The sequence below is a fragment of the Corynebacterium sp. HMSC11E11 genome (assembly GCF_001807025.1).
GTDB classification, from domain to species: domain Bacteria; phylum Actinomycetota; class Actinomycetes; order Mycobacteriales; family Mycobacteriaceae; genus Corynebacterium; species Corynebacterium freneyi.
The window spans coordinates 75,549-98,564 of record NZ_KV787116.1 but is presented as its reverse complement, the minus strand read 5'-3'; the positions used below and the strand labels follow the sequence as shown (position 1 = coordinate 98,564).

Sequence of the window (23,016 nt, the reverse complement as noted above, 5' to 3'; positions counted from 1 at the left end):
CAGCGCGGCACCGCCGGCGACGGTCACCGCGGCGGCCCCGACGGTGGCGCCGGAGGACACGCCGACCAGGCCCGGCTCGGCCAGCGGATTGCCGAACACCGCCTGCAGCGCCACGCCGGCGATGGCCAGCCCCGCGCCGACGAACAGCGCCAAGGCGATGCGCGGCAGGCGAACCTGCCACATCACCACGCCGGCCTCCCCGCCGGCGCCGACGATCGACTTCAGCGAGTCGGCCACGCCGGTGCCGTACTGGCCGACCGTCGCCGACCACAGGACCGTGGCCACCAGCGCCACCGCGAGGACGACGTGGACGATGACGGCCCGGCGGCGCCTGGCCCGGGCGGCCGCGTCGATGCGATCGTGCTCGGTGGCGGCCGCCACGGGGTCGGCGTCTGCCGCGGGGTCGGCGGGGTGCCGTGAAGCGGCATTGGAGGCCGAGACGGAAGCGGAGGCGCGGCCGCCGGAGCCGGTGGCGCGGCCGCCGACGGAGTGGGGCACCACTGTGGTCATGAGTCGGCCTTTCCGTAGAGCGCGTCGGCCATCGCCTCGATCACGCGCGGGGTGTTGGGGCCGAAGGACAGCAGCTGCGAGTCGGGGACGTCGATGACGCTGCCGTTTGCGCCGGCGGGGGTTTGCGCCATGCCCTGCAACGAGTTCAGGCCGTCGGGGCCGCCGATGGATTCGAGGCCGTCGCTCATGACGATCACCGTGTCCGGCGCGGCCTTGACCAGCGCCTCCGGCGTCAGCGGGGTGAATGCGGCGTCCAAGCCCAGGCCGTCGGCCGCATCGACGCCGCCGAGTCGCTCGATGAGCGACGACGCGCCGGAGTTCGGACCCGCGATCATCGCGACGGTGGTGCCGCGCAGGTAGAGCAGCATCATGCGCCGGCCGTCGGCGCGGTCGCGGGCGGCGCGGGTGGCGGCGTCGAGCTTGCCGACGATCGCCGCCCCGACCTCTTCGCCGTGCTCGCCCAGGCCCACCGATGTGGCGACCTGCTCGGCCAACTGCGCGATGGTGTCGGGCGTGCGCTGGTCGGGCATGCGGACGACGGCGATGCCCGCGGCGGCAACCGTGTCCAGCACCCGGGACGGGCCTATCGAACCATCGGTGAGGATCACGTCCGGGCGCAGTCTGAGGATCGACTCCGCGTTGATCGTGTGACCGCCCGGAGTGACCTGCGGCAGGTCCGCAGCACCCGGGAAATCGGTGGCGGTGTCGCGGCCGACCAGACGGTCGCCCAGTCCCAGCGCCCACACCATGCGCGACAGCGCGCCCGCACGGTCGAGGGTGAGGATCCGATCCGCGGACGTGACCTCCACCGGCGTGCCGTCCCAGTCGACGGTGACCGGCAGCGTCGGGCGCGGGTCGTCGAGGAGAACCTCCGGCGCCTCGGGCGGCAGCTGCGCCGAAACATGGCCGGCGGGGGCCGGGGAATCGGCGCCGGCGGACGCGGAGGCCGATTCCCCCGCGCCGGAGCCCGCGTTCCCTCCCGCGTTCGGACCCGCGCATCCCGCGAGGCCGGCGATGAACACCACGCACAGAAGAACGGTGGCGATGGCGCCGGGTCGCCTGGTCAATGACGTCGGCATGTGGCTCCTGTTCGGTGTTGGCGGAGACAAATCGCTTAGGTTTCGCATAGCCTATGCTTAGTTAGGCCTGCCTTGCCGCTGGATGTTAGCATCGGCCATCACTTGGCGGTCAAAGCGACCGCGCACAGCGACACCGACGACCCGGACCGGTCCCGCAGCGGACCGGACACTGCATCGAGGAGCACTTTCATGAAGCACACCGCCGCCACCGCCCGCGCCGCCCGTGCACGCCGCACCATGCTCGCCGCCCCGACCATCGCGGCCGTCGCGCTGCTCGCCGCCTGCTCCGGCGGCGACGCGGACACCGACGCGGCCGACGCCCCCGCCGACGGCACGACCACCTCGACCACCGACACGGCCGAGGCCGCCACCGAAACCGCCGGCGCCACCGAAGCCGAGGTCAGCGCCAACGGCGTCACCGTGAAGGTCTCCCCCGCCGAGGACATCGCCGACGGTTCGGAGATCACCGTCACGCTGTCCGGCCTCAACCCGGCCTACGGCGGCTACTACCTGGGCATCTGCGGCGATCGCCCCGAGGGTTCGCCGGCCCCGGCGTGCACCGGCGACCGCACGGTGCCGGGCACTCAGGCGTGGCTGTCCAACCGCGGCGGAACGCAGCCGGTGCCGGAAAACGGAGAGGCGTCCGTGACGTTGACGGCCATGGCCGCCGGCGAGGGCGTCGATTGCCGCACGGATTCCTGCACCCTGAAGGTCTTCGGCGATCACTCGGAGGGTTTCGAGGACATCGTCGACGTGCCGGTGACCTTCGCGCCGTAACCCCGCCTCGCAGCGCCCGCGTTGTTGCGCCGATGCCCCGGACTCCCGCGTCGGCGCCTCGACGCGTCGGCGCTCCTATGCTCGGCGTCATGAGCACCACCGCCGATTCAGACGCCGAAACCCCCGCGGCCGCGACTCGTCCCGGCCGCCACCGCATCGTGTTGTTGCCCGGAGACGGCATCGGCCCGGAGATCGTCGACGCCTGCCGTCCGGTTCTTGCAACGGCGTTTCCCACCTGGGACTTCACCGACGCCCCGATCGGCTGGGAGTGTTGGCGCACCGGCGGTGATCCGGTCCCGCCGCAGACGTGGCGGGCGTTGGAGTCCTCGGATGCCGCGCTGATGGCCGCGATCACCTCGAAGCCGGCTCGGGAGGCGGAGGCGGAACTCGCCGCCGACCTGCGCGGCACCGGCCTGACCTACCGTTCGCCGGTGCTGCAGCTGCGCCAGCGGCTGGACCTGTTCGCCAACGTGCGTCCGGTGGAGGATGTGCTTCACGACGAGCCGACGCGGACATCGCACGCCGCCGCATCCGCGTCACCCTCGACGGTGTCCGGCCCATCATCCGCCCCATCGTCCGAGCCGCGTTTCGGTTTCACCGTCGTCCGCGAAAACACCGAGGGGCTCTACTCGCACGACTTCTCGATGCGCGGCGCCACCGGACGCGATTCCACCTCTGCCGCGGATCCGGCGATGGCGGGGATCTGGGAGGCGGTGGCGCACGACCCGACGGTGGCCCGCTCGACCCCGGAGGACACCGCCGTCGCATTGCGCGTGACCACCGGTTTCGCGTGGCGGCGCCTGCTGCGCACCGCGGCGACACTGACCGGGCGGGCCGCCGACCCGTCGCTGCGGCTGGTGACCGTGGCCGACAAGCCAAACATCCTGCGCGAATCCGGGGCGATCATCCGCGACGCCGTCGAAGAGGTCGCCGCCGAATTCCCCGACGTGGACTTCGACATCGCCAACGCCGACGCGGTGGCCATGCGAATGGTCACACAGCCGCGCAGTTTCGACGTCATCGCCGCCGAAAACCTCCTCGGCGACATGCTCTCCGACCTGGGCGCCGGGCTGATGGGCGGGCTCGGGCTGCCGTCGTCGGGCAACATCGGCGCCGACCGCGCCGTGTTCGAACCCGTCCACGGGTCGGCGCCCGACATCGCGGGCCGCGGCGTCGCCAACCCGGCGGCGTTCCTGCTGTCGGCCGCGATGTGCGCCGACCATCTCGCGCACCGGAGCGACGACCACGATCACAGCGACGACGCGGCCAACGACCTTCGCCACCGGGCGACTCGCCTGCGGGCGGCGGTCATTGCCACGCTGAAAACCAACCCGACGCCCGACCTCGGCGGCACGAACACCACCTCCGGGTTCGCGGGCGACGTGGCCGCCCGGCTGACGTCGTAAAGCAACCAAACAGCCCCACATGAACGGAAGGCGCCGCCCCACCCGGTGCTACGGGTGCGGCGGCGCATTCGGATCGGGCGCGTGCGGGCCTACTGGAACTGGCTGAGATCGATGTTCTGCAGCGGATCCGACTCGCGGGCGTCGTCCTCCGGCGGCAGCGGCACCTCGCACAGCACCGTCGTCGCACCCGACGGGTCGGCGATGGTCGCCAGCGGCCCGAACTCGGTGTCCTGCACCGGCACGATCACCTCGCCGCCGAGCTCCTGGGTGCGCATGACGGCGCGGCCGATGTTCTCCACGCCCAGGTACGCCAACCACCCGATGAAGGAACCCTCCTGCTCGGGGCCGGCGACCTGCGGCCCGGCGACGAGACCGGCGAAAGGTGCCCCGCCCTCCATCGCGACGGCGTACACGCCCTGCTCGGTGCGGGCGCGCACGGCAATGTCCCAGCCGAAAAGCTCGTGGTAGAAGGCCACGACGTCATCGAAGTCGGCGACGTCGCCGGCGACCAGCTCGAACCACACGGGGGCGCCGGGCTCGCCGGCGGCGACGAACGCCTGCTCGCCGGGCTGCTCCAGCAGACCCACCAGCGCGCCGGCCGGGTCGACGATGACCGCCATCGCACCGCCGTCGACGAGCGCCACCGGCTCGCGCGCCACGTCCGCACCCAGCTCGCGGGCCTTCGCCACGACGCCGGCGACGTCATCGACGTGGAAGTTCACGCGCCACTGGTCGGCGGTGGCCGATGACGCGGCGGAACCGTCCCGCTCATCGGCGGCGAAGAGGACCGACACGGGCATGCCCATCAGCTTGGCCACGCGGCGGCCTTCGCCCTCGCCCGAGGCCAGGAACTCCCACCCCATGAGCTCACGGTAGAAACGCTCCGACTTGCGGGGCGCGCTGGACACCAGGTCGACGCGGACGGGCATTCCGAACTCGGCGGGGAAAGCGGGCATGAGGTCCTCCACGGGTGATGCTCGTACTTCTGCGCGGGGTTCGCGCACGTCGGGACATGGTACCGGAGCGATTCCGGGTGCCCGGCGGCGCTTGCTTGACGACGGCCCGCGTGGCGCGTGACCCACCCCAATTTTTTTCGAATGCCGATCGATGTCACTCGCGTGCTCCGCCTCCAATTTTGACGGACATCCGATCTCCTCTTCCCCGCCCGGACCCCCTCACCCGGCGAGTCCACCTGTGCACGATCCTTGCTCTCAGGTATGGTCAAGCCATAAACACCGACCCCGCTCACTGCAACCGGCTTGCGCCACCTGCAGCGATGGGTCGGTTTTCATCTTCAGGCGGGGGCACGGTGCAGTACACGAAGAAGCACTTGAACTATGAAGAGCAAGTCGGCTTGCTCGCGGACCGGGGCCTCACCATAGAAAACCGTAACGATGCGGTCCGACAACTGAAGAGAATCGGGTATTACCGGCTCTCCGCCTACACGTACCCCATGCGCGAGATTGCCCCGCAGACGGACGCAAACACAGGCCGGCCTCGTCGGCAGGACCGCTTCCGCCCGGGGTCGCGCTTCGCCGACGCGGTCGCCCTCCACGATTTCGATCACAAGCTGCGACGTCTGCTGCTTTCCACGATCCAGGAAATCGAAGTCAGTCTCCGGACTCAGGTTGCCTACCACGTGGGAAAGAGAAGCCCATTCGCCCATCTCGATATCCGGCATCTCAACGAAGATGAGTGCAGGCGTTTGACCACGATCCCCGGTGAATCCCGCACCCAGTACGAGTACTGGCGCGATGAGTACGATTCATTGCAGCAAAAGGCGAAGAAGGAAGATTTCGTGGCCCATTTCAACGCCAAGTATGGCGGTGAGGTCCCGCTTTGGGCCGCTACCGAGTTCATGACGATGGGAAGCCTCGTCAGCCTCTTCAAGCTGATGAAGCCCGAAGACTCACGTCGACTGTCGACCCATTACGGCGTCAAGAACCAGCAGATCCTGCGGGGCTGGTTCAAGGCTTTGAACACCCTCCGAAATCATTGCGCCCACAATGCTCGCGTCTGGAATCGCAGCACCATCTACCCGCCGAAGAAGATCAACATCACAATGGTCGACTCCGAGCTCCACCACCTGCAAGGCGCCGATCCGAACAAGATCTACTTTCTGGTCGCAATCACGGGCTACCTCGTCCGGCGCATCAACCCGAACTCGCGTTTCGCCAGTGAGTTGACGACGTTGATGAAGAAGTTCCCCGCCGGAAGCGGATTCACGCCCGAAACCGAGATGGGTTTCACGCCGGGCTGGAACCGAGAAGCGTTGTGGCGGGTCAGCTAAGCCGCACGACCGGCATTCGACCGCCCGCGTACTAGAACTGGACGTTGCGCCACTTTTCCGGGTCGAAGTCGTCGTCGGCGGTGGCCTCGTCGAAGTAGTCGTCGTCGACGTCTTCGGCGCGGGCGACGCGGGCGGAGACGCCTGCGACGGTCACGACGTCTCCGGCCCGCAGCTGACGACCGCGGCGAATGTCGACGTCCCCGTTGACCTGGACCTGACCTTCGGCGATGACTTCCTTGGCCAGGCCGCCGGTCTCGACGAGGTTGGCCAGCTTCAGAAACTGGCCGAGGCGGATGGACTCGTCGCGAATCGCTACGTCAAAAGGCTCCATGGGCTCAGCATGACACACGGGCATCACCGGCTGCCGAGGAGTCGACGCCACACCGGCCCAACAAAAAGTAGACCACCCTGTTCGCGTCGCCACACCTCCTCGCCCCCCGCTTCCAAATGCGCAGTTCCGCGCGTCGATTACGGCAGGAAAATTGACAGACCGTTCGGTCTATTCCATGATGAGGTTCATGTCAGCCGCCCTCTCCGCGCCCCTCGCAGCCCGCACCGCCGACGCCACGCCCGCGCCCGGCGGCCGCGTGGGCGCTCCGGCAACCGCGACGGCCGGAGCCACGGCGACCGCATCCTCCCCGACCCCTGCCATCGCCCCGACGGCCGCATTTCGCTTGCCCTCCTCCCCCGCCGCGCGCCTGCACCATCAGATTCGCCTGCAGTGGCCGATCACCCGTCCGGAGCTGGCGGCGTCGACGGGCCTGTCGCAGCCGACCGTGGCACGCGGGGTGACGGCGCTTCTCGACGTCGGCCTCATCGAGGAACGCCCCGACTTGATCACGGGCACTGGCGCCGGCCGCCCGCGCATCCCGCTGGCCCCGGCGAAGTCGCGGTGGCTGCACGTGGGCGCGCACATGGGACTGCGCACGACGCACATCGCGATCTTCGACACCGTCGGCCGCGTGTTGCGTGAAACCGACCTGGACCTGCCGCTCGACGCCGTCGCCGCAGAGGAGGCGATCGACTCGATCATCGCGGGCATCCATCGCCTGCGCACCGGCATCGCGCGTCCGCTGCGCACGGTCGGCGCCGCACTGTCGGGCCACGTCGCCGCCGATGGCACGGTCACCTCCCGCTCGTACGGCTGGGGGCGGACGGATTTGGTCGGCATGCTTTCCGACGGCCTCGGACTGCCCGCCCTGGCCGCCCCCGACGTGGCGGCGATGGCCGCGTCCGAGTTGGCCGCGACTCCGTTGCGCGCCGACGGCGAGCGTTTGCCGACGTCGCTGTACTTCTACGCCCGCGAACTCATCGGCGTGGCGTGGACCGTCGACGGGGCGGTGCACCGTCCGGTCCACGGCGATGGGTCGATCAGCCACCTGCGGGCCCCGGACAGCGACCTGCTGGGCGGGGAAACCCTGAAGGATGCCGTCGGCGCCACGGGCGTGCTCGCCGCCGCCCGCGATCACGGGGTCCGCGCCGAGTCCATGGCCGACCTCATCGGCGCGGCGCAGACGAACTCGACTGCCCGGGCGATCCTCGACGAGCGTGCGCGGATCCTGGGGTTGGCGGTGGCCAACGTCGCCGACATCGTCGATCCCGCGCACGTCATCCTGGCTGGTGCGGCGTTCACCGATGATGCGGCGGGGCTGCGCGTCGCCGCACGCACCATCGCGGACGTCTCCCCCGTCCGACGCGACATTCGGGTGTCCCGCGCCCGCGGCACCATCACCCGCGATGCCGCCCGCGCCGTGGCGCTGGACCCGCTGCACTCGGACCCGTTGAGCCTTGCCTGAGTCGCGCGAGGGGAAACCGGCGGCCCGGCCACGGATCAATCGCATCGCCGGGGCCTTCGCGGCACTGTCCGGCCAGGCGCCACCGCGGCCGCCGCTGCCGCACATACTCGCCGCCACCCTCGCGGTGACCATTCCCCTGCTCATCCTCGGCGCCGTCGCCGACGCCACGCACCTGGCGCTGCTCACCCCGCCGATGGCCGCCACCGCCGCGCTCATCGTCGGCGGCCCCGACCTGCCGCTGGCGCAGCCGCGCAACGTCATCCTCGGCCACTTCATCGGCGGGCTCATCGGACTGGCGCTGGCCATCTGGTTCGGCGGATCCATCCTGGTCGGCGGCCTGGCGGCCGGTCTCTCGTTCGGCGCAATGCTCGTCCTGCGCTGCGCCCACTCCCCGGGGGCGGCGACGGCGATGTTGCTGGTCACGATGCCCCCGGAGCACCCGCTGCGGTTCCTGCCCGTGCTCATCGCGTCGGCCGCGCTGGTCGTCGCGGCGGGTCTCGTGGCCAACCGCATCCGCCGCCTGCGGTACCCCGCCTACTGGTGGTGAGGAGGCGGACGACGGATCGCGTCGGCGTCGTAAAGCAAAGGTCCCGCGGGCGTCAATGGAGGTTTCCCACCCGAACACGTGATGCGGGCTATGCTGGCGCCCACAGGCCGTAACCCCCGTTCACCCACGGTTGACGGGGCGGCCTCCCAACCAGCCCCGAATTCGGAAGCGACGGTGATCGCCGTGTCCGCAAGCAGCGACAAGAAGCAGACCAAGAGCAAGGCCAAGTCCGCCAAGGCGAAGGCGACCAAGGCGAAGAACGTCGCGCACGACCCCGCCGACGTCCGCCCCGGCGTCCCCGGCCCCGAGCCCGTGGCCTACGAAGAGCCCACCGACCCGCGCGCGCCACTGCCGCCGAAGGACGACCAGACCTCGCCGAAGCCCGCGACGCCCACCGGCTGCCCGGTCCACGCCGACCGCACAGACTTCGCCCAGCAGGGCGAGTACCTGACCACTCCGCAGGGCGTCCGCCGCGCCGAGACGAACCACTCGCTCAAGGCCGGCCCCCGCGGCCCCGTGCTGCTGCAAGACCACCACTTCCAGGAGAAGCTGCAGCACTTCGACCGCGAACGCATCCCGGAGCGCGTCGTCCACGCCCGCGGCGCCGGCGCGCACGGCGTGTTCCGCTCCAACGGCAAAGCCGCGAAGATCACCCGTGCGGGCTTCCTGCAGGAGGGCGTGGAAACTCCGGTGTTCGTCCGCTTTTCGACGGTCGCCGGTTTCCGCGGTTCGATCGACACCGCCCGTGACACCCGCGGCTTCGCGGTGAAGTTCTACACCGACGAAGGCAACCACGACCTGGTGGGCAACAACATCCCGGTGTTCTTCATTCAGGACGGCATCAAGTTCCCCGACGTCGTCCACTCCGTGAAGCCGCAGATGGACCGCGAGATTCCGCAGGCCCAGTCCGCGCACGACACCTTCTGGGATTTCGTGTCGCTGCACACCGAGGCGACCTTCCACACCATGTTCAACATGTCCGACCGCGGCATCCCGCGCTCGTACCGCATGATGGAGGGCTTCGGCGTCCACACGTTCCGGCTGATCAACGACGCCGGCGAGACTTCCCTGGTGAAGTTCCACTGGAAGCCGAAGCTCGGCGTCCACTCCCAGCTGTGGGAGGAGGCGCAGCTGTCCGGCGGCGCCGACCCCGACCTGCACCGCCGTGACCTCGCCGACGCCATCGAAGCCGGCGCGTTCCCCGAATGGGATCTGGGCGTCCAGGTGTTCCCGGACAACGCCGAGGAGACCTTCGAGGGCATCGATCTGCTCGACCCGACGAAGCTCGTGCCCGAGGAGATCGCCCCGGTGGAGATCATCGGCACGATGACGCTCAACGCCAACCCGACGAACTACTTCGCCGAAACCGAGCAGGTCGGTTTCTGCCCGTCGAACATGGTCCCGGGCATCGAGACGACCAACGACCCGCTGCTGCAGGGCCGCCTGTTCTCCTACAAGGACACCCAGATGCACCGCCTGGGCGGACCGAACTTCACGCAGCTGCCCATCAACCGGCCGCATGCCCCGGTCAACGACATGCAGCGCGACGGCTTCGGCCAGCACGCGGTGCCGGGCGGCGCGAGCGCGTACCACCCGAACTCGGTCGACGGCGGCTGTCCGTTCCTCGCCGATCCGGAGACCGCCGGCGGGTACATCGAGGTTCCGCAGGAGATCGCCGAGGCGATCAAGACGCGCGAGAAGCCGGCGAGCTTCCACGACCACTTCTCGCAGCCGCGGATGTTCTGGAAGTCGCTGACGCCCGTCGAGCGCGACCACATGGTCGACGCGTACACCTTCGAACTGTCGAAGTGCTTCGACGAGACCATCCGCCGCCGCGTGGTCGCCGAGGTCCTGGCGTACATCGACCAGGAGTTGGCGGAGTCCGTGGCCGCCGGCCTGGGGCTGCCCGCGCCGGCGCCGGTGAAGGACCTGCCCGAGCCCGACGCCTCTCCGGCGTTGTCGCAGATCCGCGGCGCGTTCCCGCTGGACGGGCGCCAGGTGGGCATCATCGCCGACGACTCCACCGACGCGAAGGCCCTGGACAAGCTCATCAAGGGCATCGACGAGGCGGGCATGGTGCCGCTGGTCATCGCCGACCACGCCGGCCGCCTGGGGAAGAAGGGCGACGGCGCCACCGTCCAGCGCACCACCTTCAACACCCGCTCCATCGAGTTCGACGCGGTCATCGCGGCCGCCGATCTCGACGCTCCGGAGATCGCGGTGCTGCTCGGCGAGGCGTTCCGCCACCTGAAGGCCATCGCGGCGTTCAGCGATGGCCGGAAGCTGGTCGAGCGTCACGTCGATTCGAAGGCCCCGGGCATCGTCCTGGCCGACTCCGGCGCCAAGGCGTTGAAGGCGCTGCTGAAGTTGATGCCAGAGCACCGGGTGTGGGATCGCGCGTGACCAGCGCGATCCGCTTGCCCGGCTCGACCCGCACCACCCTGCCGTTGCCGGGTTCCGGCGACACGGCCGCGCGGTTCCTCGCCCTGTGGGAGGGCTGCCGCGCGGACGTGTCGGAGGGCCGGTTGGCGGAGGCCGACCATGACGCCGACGCGATCCTCGCCGAGATCGGCGACGGCCGCCGCGTCGCCGACGGCGAGTTCTGGGGCGTGTGGGCCGCCGAGCCCCCGAACCCGGTGCTGGAGGCCCGGCGCGACCCCTCGGTTTCGGATGGAGCCGGCGCAGATGCCGCCGAATCCGACACCGCCGACTCCGAGTCCGGCGGGTGGCTCCTCGAGGGCGTGAAGCCGTGGTGCTCGGGCGTCGACCGGTGCACGCATGCGCTGGTCACGGCCCGTGTCGACGGCACGCCCCGACTGTTCGCGGTCGATCTGCGCCATCCCGGCGTGGGCGGTTCGGCGGACAAGTGGGTCAACGCGGGCATGGCGGACACGGCCACCGGCGAGGTGTCCTTCGACGAGGTGTCGGCGGTCACGGTCGGCGGTCCGCGCGATTACCTCGACCGCCCCGGCTTCTGGCACGGGGGCGTCGGGGTCGCGGCGTTGTCCGCAGCCCGGTGGATGATCATCGGCGCTGCGGAAGAGATCGACGCGGACCCCGGTGACGCCGATGCCGCGCGAATCCGCGCACTTCGGGTGCGGACGATGGCGGACCGGTTGTGCGCCGACGTCGCCGTGTACACGCGCCAGTGCCACGCCGAACGCGACGAACAATGGCTCGGTGAGCTTCGCCTGGCCGCCGATGAGGCCGCGAATGGTGCCGACGATCGAGCCTCCGGCAACGGCGAAGGCCGCGACGGCGGAAGCATTAACCGGTGACCGTCCCCAACGGGCACCGGTTGGCGGCCACCGACGATGCCGGCGTGACCACAGCCGACCAGTGGTGCGAGGCGCTCGCCGAGCACGCTGTCCGGACGATCGCGCTAGACGTCGGCCGCCTGGTCGTCGTAACCCCGCACCCGGATGACGAGGTCCTCGGCCTCGGGGCGACGATGGCCGCCCGTTCAGCCGCGCGCTCAACTTCGCGCTACCCCGATTCCCCTCACCTGCCCGACTCTTCCGGCGTTGCCGATTCCCTCGGCTCACCAGACCCACTCGACGTCGTCGTCTGCGTCTCCGACGGTTCTGCGTCGCACCCGGGGGAGGTCGCCCCGGAAGTGATGAGGGGCCGTCGTCAAGCGGAATGCGAGGACGGCGCACGGGAACTCGGAATCGGCCTGCGGATGCTCGATCTGCCCGACGGCGGCCTGAACGCGGCGGACGTCGATGCCGCGCTGCATCCCGTGCTCGACGAATTAGCGCCCGCGACGGTGGCGGTGACGTGGTCCGGCGACGGGCACCCCGACCACCACGTCTGCGCGGAATCCGTGCAGCGCTGGATCGCGGCGCGGGAAGGCGCGACGCTGCTCGAGTTCCCCGTATGGATGTGGCACTGGGCGCGGCCCGGCGACCCGGACGTGCCGTGGGAGCGGCTGCGTCGGGTGTCGATGCCGCGATCCGAAAGCACGGCGGCGGGCGGCTCACGCACAGAAGACATGACCGCCGATGCCTTCGCCCACTAGCGGCGAGCGTTGGCCGCCCACGCCTCGCAGCTGGCGTCGCAATCCGACGCCCCGGACGCCACCGTGATCCTGCCGCCGGCGGTGGTCGAGCGATTCTTCCTCGGCGACGAGTGGGTGTTCACGCCATGAGCAGGGACAACACAACCCGCGACTACATGAACCGCGACTACTTCGAGGGCATCTACGCCGACGGCCCCGACCCATGGGGCTTCGAGACGAACGCCTACGAACGCCGCAAGTACGACCTGACTCTCGCCGCCCTGCCCCACCGTCAGTACCGCCGAGCGCTCGAGCCGGGCTGCTCCATCGGGGTGCTCACCGCGGATCTCGCGGGCCGTTGCGACGCCATCGAAGCGTGGGAGCCCATCGACGCGCCCCGCCGCACCGCCGACGCCCGCACCCCGGATCACGTCGTCGTCCGCGACGCGATCCTCGGCGAGGCCGAGCCGCTGCCCGGCACCCCGATCGACCTCATCGTCCTGTCCGAGATCCTCTACTACCTTCCGGCGGATCGGCTGGAGGGGGCCGTCGACAAGCTGCTTGACCAGGCGGAACCGGGCGCGGACGTCGTCGCGGTGCACTGGCGCCACGCGATCGAGGGCATGGAGCTCGACGGCGACGGCGTGCACGAGCGCCTCGCGGAGATGGCGCGGCTCGACGTCATCGGATCGTGGACCGAGGCGGACTTCCGCATCGACGTGTGGCGCCTGCGCTGACGCAATTCGGCCCCGCCCCGGACCGTTCCTGAGGGAGCGCGGGGCTCAGCCGCCGGCGCGCACCCAGTCGCCGCCGTCGCGGCGCACGAGGCCCATCTCCTCGAACCGCCGCAGCCAGCCCTCCATGGGCCAGCGGCCGTGGCGGTCGCGGAACTCGTCGACGATGCGACGGTACACGCCGTCGTAACGTTCGGCCATCGCCGTCACGCTGAGGCGCCGTTCCGCCGCGACGCGCACCGACGCGCGGTCCATGCCCATCACCCCGCGCAACGCTGGGGCCGACTCCCGCGCAACCGTCGGCGCCCCGTCGACGTACAGCGCGTCGAGGTACCCCGACATCCCGCCGCCGGTGCGCCGCGACACCCGCGCCGAGGTGACCACGCGGCAGTCGGACACCCGCGCCACGCGTGCGCCGGATTCGACGAGGCGGGCGACCAGATCGACGTCCTCAGACTCCGCCAGCGGCCGGAATCCGCCGACGCGCCCGTACGCCGATCCGCGAACCCCCAGGTTGGCGCCGTGCACGTGGCCGTGCCCGGGCTCATCCTGATAGAGCTTCTCGAACAGCGGTCGCACCGGGCCGGGCCGCTGTTCCCAGTCGGCGACGCCGATGGTGCCGACCACCGCGTCCGCCCCGACGTCCACGTGCGCCAGCTGCGCCGCGAGCCACCCCGCGTCGACGATCGTGTCCGCGTCGGTGTGCGCGAGCCACACGTCGGCGCGCAGGTCGCGCGGGTCCACGCCGGTCGCGCGGGCGACCCCGACATTGCGGGCGTCGATGACCCGCTTGACGACGCCCACCTCCCCCGACCCCGCCGGAATCATCTCGGCGGTGCCGTCCGTGCAGGCGTCGAGGACGACGCGGATCTCCGTGGGCAGGCCCGTCGCCCGGGCGGCGTCAATGACGGAACCGACGCAGGCCGCGATGCGGTCGCGCTCGTCGTGGGCGGGAATGACGACGACAGTCCGCCCGATCGTCGCGGCCATCTCGCCCATGTGCCCCATCGTGCCCACCGAATCCCCCCTTCGCAGCCGGTCCGGGGCCGATCCCCGTTATCCAGGTAAATATACTTCACTCCGACTGACAGGCGATCGCCCGTCGCCCTCCACGCCGCGTCCCGCACGACCGGCCTCGCGTGATCGCAAACATTTTATTCCGCATCTTTGTTGCGTATTATTTGAGGCATGTCGCCGCGCCCGAAAAACTCCCGCCCCACCCGCGTCTCCTGGCATCGCAAGGCGGGTCGACCGGTGCGGTGGTGGTTTGCGGCGATCATCGTCGCCGCGATGATCCACCCCTTCCTCGCCGAGGGCCGTTGGCTGATGGTCCACCTGTTCACGCTTGGAGCGGTGACCAACTCGATCCTCGTGTGGGGCCGGCATTTCACCGAAAGGCTGCTGCGCGTCGACGTCCCGGAGGAGGCCCGGCGCGTCCAACTTGCGCGGATTTATCTGCTCAACGGCGGCATCGTGGTCACCATCGCGGGCAAGCTCGGTGATTGGTGGCCGGTGACCGTCGGCGGCGCGGCGGTCATCGGGCTTGCGGTGGCGTGGCATGCGGTGTCGCTGGGGCGGGATCTCGCCGCCGGCCGCGAGCGCCCGTTCGCCGTCTCCGTCGCGCATTACGTCGCATCGGCGTGCCTGCTGCCGGTCGGCGCGGCGTTCGGCGCACTGCTGGCGACGCCCGCCGGCCATTCGCTTCACGACGGCCTGCTGCTCGCCCACGAGGCCGTGAACCTCATCGGCTTCCTGGGCCTGGCGGCGTCGGGCACGCTGATCACCATGTTTCCGGGGCTGTGGCGCACCCGGATGTCACCGCACTCCCACCCGAAGGCGTCGCTGTTGACGCAGGTGACGGGCATTGCGGTGACCACCGTGGGAGCGCTGACCGAGGTGAATTGGGCCGCGTCGGCGGGTTTGGCGATCGTCGCCGCCGGGTGGATCATCGCCGCCGTGCCGTGGGCGCACAACGTCATCGCCGTGGCGAAGGACCCTCGTGATCGGCTGTCGTACCCGGCGCTGTCGGTGGCCGCGGCGGTCGCGTGGCTGATCGGCACGCTCATCGTCGCGTCGGTGATGGCCCTCGACGACGGGTTCGTCATCTCGGCGCTGACCCTGCCCCTGCTCATCGGATTCGGCGCACAGCTGCTCATCGGCGTGATGAGCCAGCTCCTGCCCGCCACCATCGGCGGCGGCTCCGGCCCGGTCGGCGCCGGCATGGCCGAGATGGACCGCGCGGGCGCGTTCCGGTGGGCGATCATCAACGGCGGTCTGGCCCTGTGGCTGATGCCGCTGCCGTCGTGGACGAAGGTGGCTCTTTCGCTGCTCGTCGGTGTCGCGTTCGCGTCTTACCTGCCGCTCGTCGCCCGGGCGACGAAGGCGCAGTTCACGGCATTGAAAGCCCGCACGACCCGTGGCGAGCCCATTGAACTGATCCGGCGTGACACGGCCGCGGCCGGCGGCGTCGCCAAGACCTCCTCCACCTTCGTCGCGACCGAACGGTCGACCGGTTCCCGCCGCCTCGGAACGCAGACCACGGCGGCACTGGCGGTGCTGGCGCTGGTCACCACCGTCAGCGTCGCCCTGTCCGGTGGCGCGGGCGGTTCCGGCGGGATCACCGCGGCCGCGGACGTCACGCCGACCGGGGAGACCGTCGAAATCACCGTCACCGCCCGCGACATGGCCTACGAACCCGACGTCATCGAAGCCAATCCCGGTGACCGACTGGTGATCACCATGGTCAACGCCGACACCCAGGTCCACGACCTGCGGTTGGCCACCGGCCAGGACACGGGCCGCGTCGCCCCGGGCGAATCCGCGACCATCGAGCTTCCGGTCGTGCCCGGTGACGTCGACGGTTGGTGCACCATTGCTGGCCACCGGCAGATGGGCATGACGTTGGTCGTCGATGCGGGTGGCTCCGCGGGGGGCTCCGCCGACGAATCCCACACGGGCACGGCCCCCGGCCACGCGACCCCCGGCGCCCTCGGCGGGGTCGGCGCAACCCCCGGGCCCGACTCCCCGACCATCGACCCGATTCTCGACGCCGCACCCGACACGGACGTCCATGAGATCACGTTGCGGGCCAGCGAATTCACCGGCTACGCGGCGCCGGGGATCGAGCAGGAGCATTGGGTCTTCAACGGCGCTCCGCTCGGCCCGACGTTGCGGGGCAAGGTCGGCGACGAGTTCGTCGTCACGCTGATCAACGACGGATCGATGTCCCACTCCGTGGACTTCCACGCGGGCATGGTGTCGCCCGACGAGCCGATGCGCGACATCGCGCCCGGTGAGCGCCTGGAGTATCGGTTCCGCGCCGAGCACGCCGGCATTTGGCTGTACCACTGCGCGACCATGCCCATGAGCCACCACATCGCCGCGGGCATGCACGGGGCGGTGATCATCGACCCGCCGGGCCTGCCCGAGGTCGACCACGAGGTGCTGCTGGTCCAGTCCGAGGCGTATTGGGGCGAGGCCGGTCCCGACGCCGACAAGGTCATGGCGGAAACCCCGGATGCGTACCGTTTCAACGGCTACCCCGACCAGTACCTCGCGCACCCCATCCGCGTCCGCGCCGGCGAGTCAGTGCGGTTCTGGCTGCTCGTCGCGGGCCCGAACAAGGGCATGAGCTTCCACATCGTGGGCACGCAGTTCCACCGCATGTACAAGGAGGGTGCGCTCACGCTTGACGACGGCGCCGGCGGGGGCCAGGCGCTGTTCCTCGGCGCGGCGCAGGGCGGGTACGTGGAGGCGCGGTTCCCCGAGCCGGGCACGTACACCTTCGTCGACCATCAGATGGTGCACGCGGAAATGGGCGCGCGGGGCCACGTCATCGTGGAGTGATCGTGGAGCAGCGGCCGGGCCCCGCACGACCGGGACCCGATGCGCCGGGACCCGAGCCCGGGAGTTACGCCAGTTTCACGGCGGTGCCGGAGGCGGTGACCATGAGCATGCCGTTGTCGGTGCCGAGGACTTCGTAGTCGATGTCGACGCCGACGACGGCATCGGCGCCGAGCGCCTGGGCGCGTTCGTAGAGCTCGGCCAGGGCGGTTTCGCGGGTGTTGCCGAGTTCCTTTTCGTAGGTTTCGGCGCGGCCGCCGACGAGGTTGCGGAAGCCGGCGCCGATGTCCTTGAACATGTTGACGCCGGAGATCGCCTCGGAGGAGACGATGCGGATGTAGTGGGCGATCTGACGGCCTTCGATGGTGGGGGTGGTGGTCATGATCATGGCGCCGAGCATACGTGCGATGTTCGGCCGCCCGCGCGCCATGCGATCCGGGCGATGTCCTATGGTCGCGACATGTCGTCTCGTTCCCGCTTTTTCGCCGGCCCACGCCGGGCGGCCGTCGCCGTGCTCGCGGCGGGCGTGGTCCTTTCGGGTTGTTCGGTGGTCGACGACGATGGCTTGACGACGTCGACGTCGGAGCTTCTCGGCCCATCATCATCGTCCGCCGTGGACGCGGACGCCCCCACGTCGGCCGAATCCACCCCGGTCGATCCCGCACCGGCCGATCCCACGCCGCTCGACCCGGACGCCGCACCCGATGACGGGGCGGATGGCGGAGACGACGAGGCGTCGTCAAGCACTGAAGCGGGGCCGCTGGCCGACATCCGCGCGCAACTGGACGCCCTCGCCGTCAAGGGACGCGCACCGAAAACCGGCTACGACCGGGACCTGTTCGGACAGCGCTGGTCCGACGACGTGCCGGTGACGCTGGGACACAACGGGTGCGACACGCGCAACGACATCCTGCGGCGCGACCTCGTCGACGTGGTGATCAAACCGAACACCAACGACTGCGTGGCACTGTCCGGCACGCTGCACGACCCGTTCACCGGCGCGACGATCCCGTTCCAACGCGGATCGGCGACGTCGAGCGCCGTGCAGATCGACCACATCGTGGCCATGTCGGACGCATGGCAGAAGGGCGCGCAGGGGCTCGACGAGGATGCGCGGCGGGCATTCGCCAACGACCCGCTGAACCTCCTCGCCGTCGACGGGCCCTCCAACCAACGCAAGGGCGACGGCGACGCCGCGACATGGCTGCCGCCGAATTCTGCGTTCCGCTGCCAATACGTGGCGCGGCAAATCGCCGTGAAGCACCGCTACGGACTGTGGGTGACGCCGGCCGAACGGGATGCGCTGGACCGGTGGCTGGGCACCTGCGAACCGGTCGACGATGACGCGCTGGCCGCGCTGGTGGAGGGCACGATCGCCGAGCGCCGGTAACGTGGTGCCATGGACACCACCGACGACGCCATCCGACCCTCGAAGCACGGCGACGACGTCGCCGTAAACGGCACCGACGAAGACAAGACCAAAGATAAAAAGGACAAACCCGACACCGTCGGCAAGGGCCCCGCGAAACTGCCCGCCACCGCCGACCCCGCCGTGGCGAAGGAACTGCAGAAGATCCTCGACGGCGCGTACGCCGAAGAACGCGAACGCGTCCGCGCCATGCTCGACGACGAGTTCTTCCGCCCGCAGATCGGCCTGCCGCTCGACGAGGCCCGCGATTCGATCCTCGACCGCCTCGAGCGTTTGCGCGACACCGGCATGCCGAAGGGCGTGTTCAGCAAAGCCCACGGCGGCACCGGCGAACTCGGGGCGGCGCTGACCGGCATGGAGCTGGTCGGCCACGCCGACCTGGGAATGATGGTGAAATCCGGCGTGCAGTGGGGCCTGTTCGGCGGCGCCGTGGAAGCCCTCGGCAGCGAGCGCCACATGCACCTCGTGCCGCGGATCATCGACCTGGACCTGCTCGGCTGCTTCGCCATGACCGAGCGCGGCCACGGCTCCGACGTGCAGAACCTGGAGACCACCGCCACCTACGACGCCGAGACCGACGAATTCGTCGTCCACTCCCCCGGCTTGTCGGCGGAGAAGACCTACATCGGCAACGCCGCCCGCCACGGCCGCATGGCGGCGGTGTTCGCGCAGCTGCACACCCCGGGCAGCGCCACCGACGCCAACCACGATCCAGCGGAGTCGCACGGCGTGCACTGCATCCTCGTGCCCATCCGCGACGAGGACGGCAACCCGATGCCGGGGGTGACCATCGGCGACCACGGCTACAAGGGCGGCCTGCCCGGCGTGGACAACGGCACCCTGATGTTCGACAACGTCCGGGTGCCGCGCGAGAACCTGCTCAACCGCTTCGGCGACGTCGACGAGCGCGGCAATTACTCGTCGCCGATCGAATCCCGGAACCGTCGTTTCTTCACCATGTTGGGCACCTTGATCCGGGGCCGGGTTTCCGTCGGTGCGGCGGCTGGTGCGGCGACGCGTTCGTCGCTGACCATCGCGCTGCGTTACGCCACCCGTCGCCGCCAGTTCGAGGGGGTGCCGGACCAGGAGAAGCGCCTCATCGAGCACCGTTCGCACCGGCTGCGTCTGCTGCCGCGGCTGAGCCGTTCCTACGCATTGGCGTTGCTGCAGAACCAGATCATCGAGCGTCTCGACGCCCAGGAGAAGCTCATCGCCGCCGGCGAGTGGGACGTCGCCGAGCCCACCGACGAGCAGCAGTGGAAGCAGCGGGAGACGGAGTCGCGGGCCGCCGCGGTGAAGGCCGCCGCCACCCGTCATGCCACGGACACCATCCAGGAGTGCCGCGAGGCGTGCGGCGGCGCCGGGTACATGGCGGAGAATCTGCTGACCGTGTTCAAGGACGATTCGGACGTGTTCACCACGTTCGAGGGCGACAACACGGTGCTGATCCAGATGGTGGGCAAGGAGCTGATCACGGCGTACGCCCGCGGCCTATCCGATCTCGATCCGATGGGCATGTTGCGGTTCGGAGTGGAGAACGTCGGCGACATCCTGCGCCGGCGCACGCCGATCGCCCGTTCGGTGCAGTCGCTGATGGATCGGGTCACCGATCGCGAGGAGACCGACATCTTCGACGCCGGCTACCAGGTGAAGCTTTTCGGGGATCGCGAGTCGAGCCTGTTGAAGTCCCTGGCGCGTCGTTTGAGCGGCGCGAAGAAGATGGACGTCGAGGACGCGGTCGAGGCCGTCGACGCCGCCCAGGATCACCTGATCGCCTGCGGGTGGGCGCGCGTCGACTCGATGCTCCTGGAAGCGTTGGTCGAGGCGGAGGCCTCGCTTGACGACGGCTCGCCGGTGAAGGACGTGTTCGAGCAGGTCCGTACGCTGTTCGCGTTGTCGACCATCAACGCCCACTCGGGGTGGTACCAGGAGCAGAACGTGCTCAACGGCCAGCGGACCAAGGCGGTGCGCGCGGCGATCAACGATCTCGTCGACTCGTTGGGTCCGTGGGCGGATGTTCTCGTCGACGCTTTCGCCATCCCCGATGCCCTGGTGGCCGTGCCGATGCTCGACGACGCCGGAGTCGACCCCCGCTAGCGTCGTCCCCGATCACGGCCTGTCCCACCCCCGGAGCGAACCGCCCGGGGGTGGGTTCGTCGTAAAGCGGAAATGGTCCACGGGGAGCCGAGATCACTTCGGTTGGGGAACGGAATTTTTCGGCCAACCGTCGCCCGATGTGCCGTCGTGCGTTAGGCTGCAACCCAAGTGACGAATGGGGCCAGAGTTACCCAAATCCGACCCTAATCGCACCCGTTCCGTGACCGGGGCGTAACATTCCGGTCCACAAACCGATGACCCCTGTAGCACGTGTGTGTGCCGCGCCACTTATTGCGGATCCCTCCGGACCCGTATTAGTTTGACTCACTAACTAGATGGCGCCCGCGCGCCCCGCTGACCAACGCCGTTTCCCCGGCGAAGCGACCAGCCCGCAAACCCCACTGGAGGAACAGAGACCATGACCGCCGAAATCAACGCCTCGCCCCGCCTGCCGCTGCCGTTCAAGCTGCAGGCGATCGCGAAGTCTCTGCGGCCCCTGATCAAGTCGGGTGCGCTGTACATGACGCCCAAGCAGGTGCCTTTCTGCGTCAACTGCATCAAGCGGTGGGGTTTCGCCGTCGGCGGCCTGATCACCATGAGCGCCCACCGCTACCCGGATCGCCTCGCGCTCGTCGACGACCAGGGTGAGCTGACCTACGGCGAGCTGCGCGACCAGGCGTGGGCGCTGGCCCGCGCCCTGAAGGACCGCGGCATGGGCTCGCACTCCCGCTTCGGCATCGTCGCCCGCAACGGCCGCGGCATCATCCTGCCCATGGCCGTCAAGGGCCTCCTCGGCGCCGAGATCATGATCATGAACATCGGCTCGTCCGCCCACCAGATCTCCGGCCTGCTCAACGAGACCAAGACCGACTACCTCTTCATCGACGAGGAGTTCCTCGATCGCGTGCCGGAGGACATCGGCGACTGCACCATCGTCGTCACGCACGTCTCCGACCCGGACAACCGGCCGGAGCTGCCCGACAACTACGTGTTCATGCAGGACCTCATCGACGCCGACGGCACCTCCGAACTGGAGGAGCGCCCCGAGCAGGGCCGCATCATCATCATGTCCTCCGGCACCACCGGCATTCCGAAGGGCGTTCTGCGCAACGAGCCGAAGACCCCGGCGACCCTCGGCGCCATCACGGACCGCATTCCGTGGCGCCGCAACATGGTCATCCACCAGTCCGCCTCGATGTTCCACGCCTGGGGTTGGGCGAACGTCATCATCGCCATGGCCACCGGTGCGACGCTGGTCACCCAGCGCCAGTTCGAGCCGAAGAAGGCGCTGGAGCTGTTCGACAAGTACGGCGTCAACGGCCTGGTGTCGGCGGCGATCTTCCTGCGCATCCTCAACGACCACCTGGAGGAGAACCCGCGCCCGAACCCGGGCCCGTTCGAGTTCATGATCTCCTCCGGCAACGCCATCCCGGCGTGGCTGGTGACGGCTTTGACCGAGCGTTTCGGCCCGGTGGTCTGCAACTTCTACGGCTCGACCGAGGCCGGCCTGACGTCCATCGCCACCGGCCCCGAGCTGGCGGAGCGCCCTGATTCCGCCGGCCGCCCGGCCATCGGTGCCCGCGTGCTCATTCTCGACGACGACGACAACGAGGTCGCCCCCGGCGAGGTCGGCCGCATCCACACCGCGCAGGAGCTGTCGTTCACCGGCTACCTGGCGGCGGGCCGCGACAAGTTCCGCACCTTCGACGGCCTGCTGGAGATCGGCGACCTGGGCCGCATCGACGAGGACGGCTTCCTCTACGTCTGCGGCCGTTCCGACGACATGGTGATCAAGGGCGGCGAGAACACCTTCCCCCGCGAGGTCGACGAGGTGCTCGGTGCCCTCGATGGCGTCGAGGACCTGCACACCGTCGGCGTGAACAACACCAAGACGCTGCTGGCCGAGCTGCACACGTTCGTCATCCGCAAGAAGAACCAGGCCGGCGAGGCGCTGAATCCGGACGAGATGCGCCAGATCGTCCGCGACAACCTCGCCGAGCACTCGGTGCCGGAGCACATCCACTTCGTCGACGACCTGCCCCGCAACGCCACCGGTAAGGTCGTGCCGCGTCTGCTGCCGGTCCCGGACCAGAACTAGCCGTCGTGCCCCGGTGGGTTGGCCGACGCCGACCGCCGGGGCGCGCCGTCGGGCAGCGCCCGAGGCGGGTTCAATGTCCTGCTGGTCCGCAATGGCCCTCACCTGTTTTTGCAGGTGGGGGCCTTCCCTCTTTTTCGCAGGGACTGCCTGCCCTTTCTTCTGCCTGACCGTTGCTATCGCCGGATGTGGTGATGGCCCGGTAGGAAACGTTCGCAATCTACCGGCACACAGCAGTTAGTCGACAAATGCAGCCTCTGGATTTCTCGTCCTGGGGTTATACCGGCGTTCACCCGGCGTGAGGCTGCATTTGTCGTATTCAGGTGCTTCCAGACGCCTCCATCGGGTCTCCAGCCACCCGGGCGCGCTCCTTCCGGCTGCTTCTCACGCGGTCTCCATCCGCCGGGTCGCCG

At 69.6% G+C, this 23,016-nt stretch carries 19 protein-coding genes; 13 read left to right on the top strand and 6 right to left on the bottom strand.

Going from position 1 to position 23,016, the window contains the following annotated elements:
- Positions 1–510: iron chelate uptake ABC transporter family permease subunit (locus tag HMPREF3121_RS02990; RefSeq protein WP_141742945.1), on the bottom strand; the 510-nt coding region annotated here is incomplete at its 3' end.
- The gene (locus HMPREF3121_RS02985) at positions 507–1,589 is read right to left on the bottom strand and encodes a heme/hemin ABC transporter substrate-binding protein (RefSeq protein ID WP_070519704.1); all 1,083 of its coding nucleotides are present in this window, start codon (positions 1,587–1,589) and stop codon (positions 507–509) included. The genes HMPREF3121_RS02990 and HMPREF3121_RS02985, both read right to left, overlap by 4 nt.
- A gap of 189 nt (positions 1,590–1,778) precedes the next feature.
- On the opposite strand from HMPREF3121_RS02985, the gene HMPREF3121_RS02980 reads away from it, so the two are divergent.
- Entirely contained in the window at positions 1,779–2,366 is a 588-nt protein-coding gene (locus tag HMPREF3121_RS02980) for a hypothetical protein (protein WP_070519702.1), read from the top strand.
- Between the two features lie 89 nt (positions 2,367–2,455).
- Positions 2,456–3,772, top strand: a complete 1,317-nt coding sequence (locus tag HMPREF3121_RS02975; protein WP_083291219.1) for an isocitrate/isopropylmalate family dehydrogenase — start codon at positions 2,456–2,458, stop codon at positions 3,770–3,772.
- A gap of 89 nt (positions 3,773–3,861) precedes the next feature.
- Here the strand turns inward: HMPREF3121_RS02975 and HMPREF3121_RS02970 are convergent, their stop codons facing one another.
- Positions 3,862–4,728, bottom strand: a complete 867-nt coding sequence (locus HMPREF3121_RS02970) for a VOC family protein (RefSeq protein WP_070519749.1) — start codon at positions 4,726–4,728, stop codon at positions 3,862–3,864.
- Between the two features lie 353 nt (positions 4,729–5,081).
- Here HMPREF3121_RS02970 and HMPREF3121_RS12090 point away from each other — a divergent pair, with 353 nt between their 5' ends.
- Positions 5,082–6,062, top strand: coding sequence for an Abi family protein (locus HMPREF3121_RS12090; RefSeq protein WP_168161356.1), 981 nt, complete (start codon positions 5,082–5,084; stop codon positions 6,060–6,062).
- 31 nt (positions 6,063–6,093) lie between these two features.
- On the opposite strand, the gene HMPREF3121_RS02955 is transcribed toward HMPREF3121_RS12090, so the two are convergent.
- Complete coding sequence (locus HMPREF3121_RS02955; RefSeq protein WP_070519697.1) at positions 6,094–6,393, bottom strand: RNA-binding S4 domain-containing protein; 300 nt, start codon at positions 6,391–6,393, stop codon at positions 6,094–6,096.
- Positions 6,394–6,580: 187 nt separating this feature from the next.
- On the opposite strand from HMPREF3121_RS02955, the gene HMPREF3121_RS02950 reads away from it, so the two are divergent.
- From HMPREF3121_RS02950 to HMPREF3121_RS02925, 6 genes are all read left to right on the top strand, one after another.
- Entirely contained in the window at positions 6,581–7,858 is a 1,278-nt protein-coding gene (locus HMPREF3121_RS02950; RefSeq protein ID WP_168161355.1) for an ROK family protein, read from the top strand.
- A gap of 124 nt (positions 7,859–7,982) precedes the next feature.
- Positions 7,983–8,405, top strand: coding sequence for an HPP family protein (locus HMPREF3121_RS02945; protein ID WP_224370950.1), 423 nt, complete (start codon positions 7,983–7,985; stop codon positions 8,403–8,405).
- Positions 8,406–8,588: 183 nt separating this feature from the next.
- Positions 8,589–10,808, top strand: coding sequence for a catalase (locus HMPREF3121_RS12555; RefSeq protein WP_371327309.1), 2,220 nt, complete (start codon positions 8,589–8,591; stop codon positions 10,806–10,808).
- The gene (locus HMPREF3121_RS12550) at positions 10,805–11,683 is read left to right on the top strand and encodes an acyl-CoA dehydrogenase family protein (RefSeq protein ID WP_083291218.1); all 879 of its coding nucleotides are present in this window, start codon (positions 10,805–10,807) and stop codon (positions 11,681–11,683) included. The genes HMPREF3121_RS12555 and HMPREF3121_RS12550 overlap by 4 nt, the downstream gene beginning before the upstream one ends.
- Positions 11,680–12,426, top strand: coding sequence for a PIG-L deacetylase family protein (locus HMPREF3121_RS02930; protein ID WP_070519693.1), 747 nt, complete (start codon positions 11,680–11,682; stop codon positions 12,424–12,426). Before HMPREF3121_RS12550 ends, HMPREF3121_RS02930 begins: the two co-directional genes overlap by 4 nt.
- Positions 12,427–12,551: 125 nt before the next feature.
- On the top strand, positions 12,552–13,142 hold the full coding sequence (locus tag HMPREF3121_RS02925; RefSeq protein ID WP_246816049.1) for a nodulation S family protein: 591 nt from the start codon (positions 12,552–12,554) through the stop codon (positions 13,140–13,142).
- 45 nt (positions 13,143–13,187) lie between these two features.
- On the opposite strand, the gene HMPREF3121_RS02920 is transcribed toward HMPREF3121_RS02925, so the two are convergent.
- Positions 13,188–14,138 carry a glycosyltransferase family 2 protein gene (locus HMPREF3121_RS02920; RefSeq protein WP_070519691.1) on the bottom strand — a complete coding sequence of 317 codons (951 nt, stop codon included), beginning with the start codon at positions 14,136–14,138 and terminating at the stop codon, positions 13,188–13,190.
- Positions 14,139–14,327: 189 nt separating this feature from the next.
- Between HMPREF3121_RS02920 and HMPREF3121_RS02915 the strand changes: the two genes are divergently transcribed.
- Positions 14,328–16,985, top strand: coding sequence for a multicopper oxidase domain-containing protein (locus tag HMPREF3121_RS02915; RefSeq protein ID WP_070519689.1), 2,658 nt, complete (start codon positions 14,328–14,330; stop codon positions 16,983–16,985).
- Between the two features lie 64 nt (positions 16,986–17,049).
- On the opposite strand, the gene HMPREF3121_RS02910 is transcribed toward HMPREF3121_RS02915, so the two are convergent.
- On the bottom strand, positions 17,050–17,370 hold the full coding sequence (locus HMPREF3121_RS02910; RefSeq protein WP_070519740.1) for a heavy metal-binding domain-containing protein: 321 nt from the start codon (positions 17,368–17,370) through the stop codon (positions 17,050–17,052).
- 72 nt (positions 17,371–17,442) lie between these two features.
- On the opposite strand from HMPREF3121_RS02910, the gene HMPREF3121_RS12085 reads away from it, so the two are divergent.
- From HMPREF3121_RS12085 to HMPREF3121_RS02895, 3 genes are all read left to right on the top strand, one after another.
- Entirely contained in the window at positions 17,443–18,372 is a 930-nt protein-coding gene (locus HMPREF3121_RS12085; RefSeq protein ID WP_083291216.1) for an HNH endonuclease family protein, read from the top strand.
- Between the two features lie 9 nt (positions 18,373–18,381).
- Positions 18,382–20,508 (top strand): acyl-CoA dehydrogenase family protein, encoded by a 2,127-nt coding sequence (locus HMPREF3121_RS02900; RefSeq protein WP_083291208.1) that lies wholly within the window; start codon positions 18,382–18,384, stop codon positions 20,506–20,508.
- A 418-nt stretch (positions 20,509–20,926) separates the two neighbouring features.
- Positions 20,927–22,606: an AMP-binding protein gene (locus HMPREF3121_RS02895; protein WP_070519687.1), complete on the top strand. Its 1,680-nt coding sequence runs from the start codon at positions 20,927–20,929 to the stop codon at positions 22,604–22,606.
- The last annotated feature ends 410 nt before the right edge of the window (positions 22,607–23,016 follow it).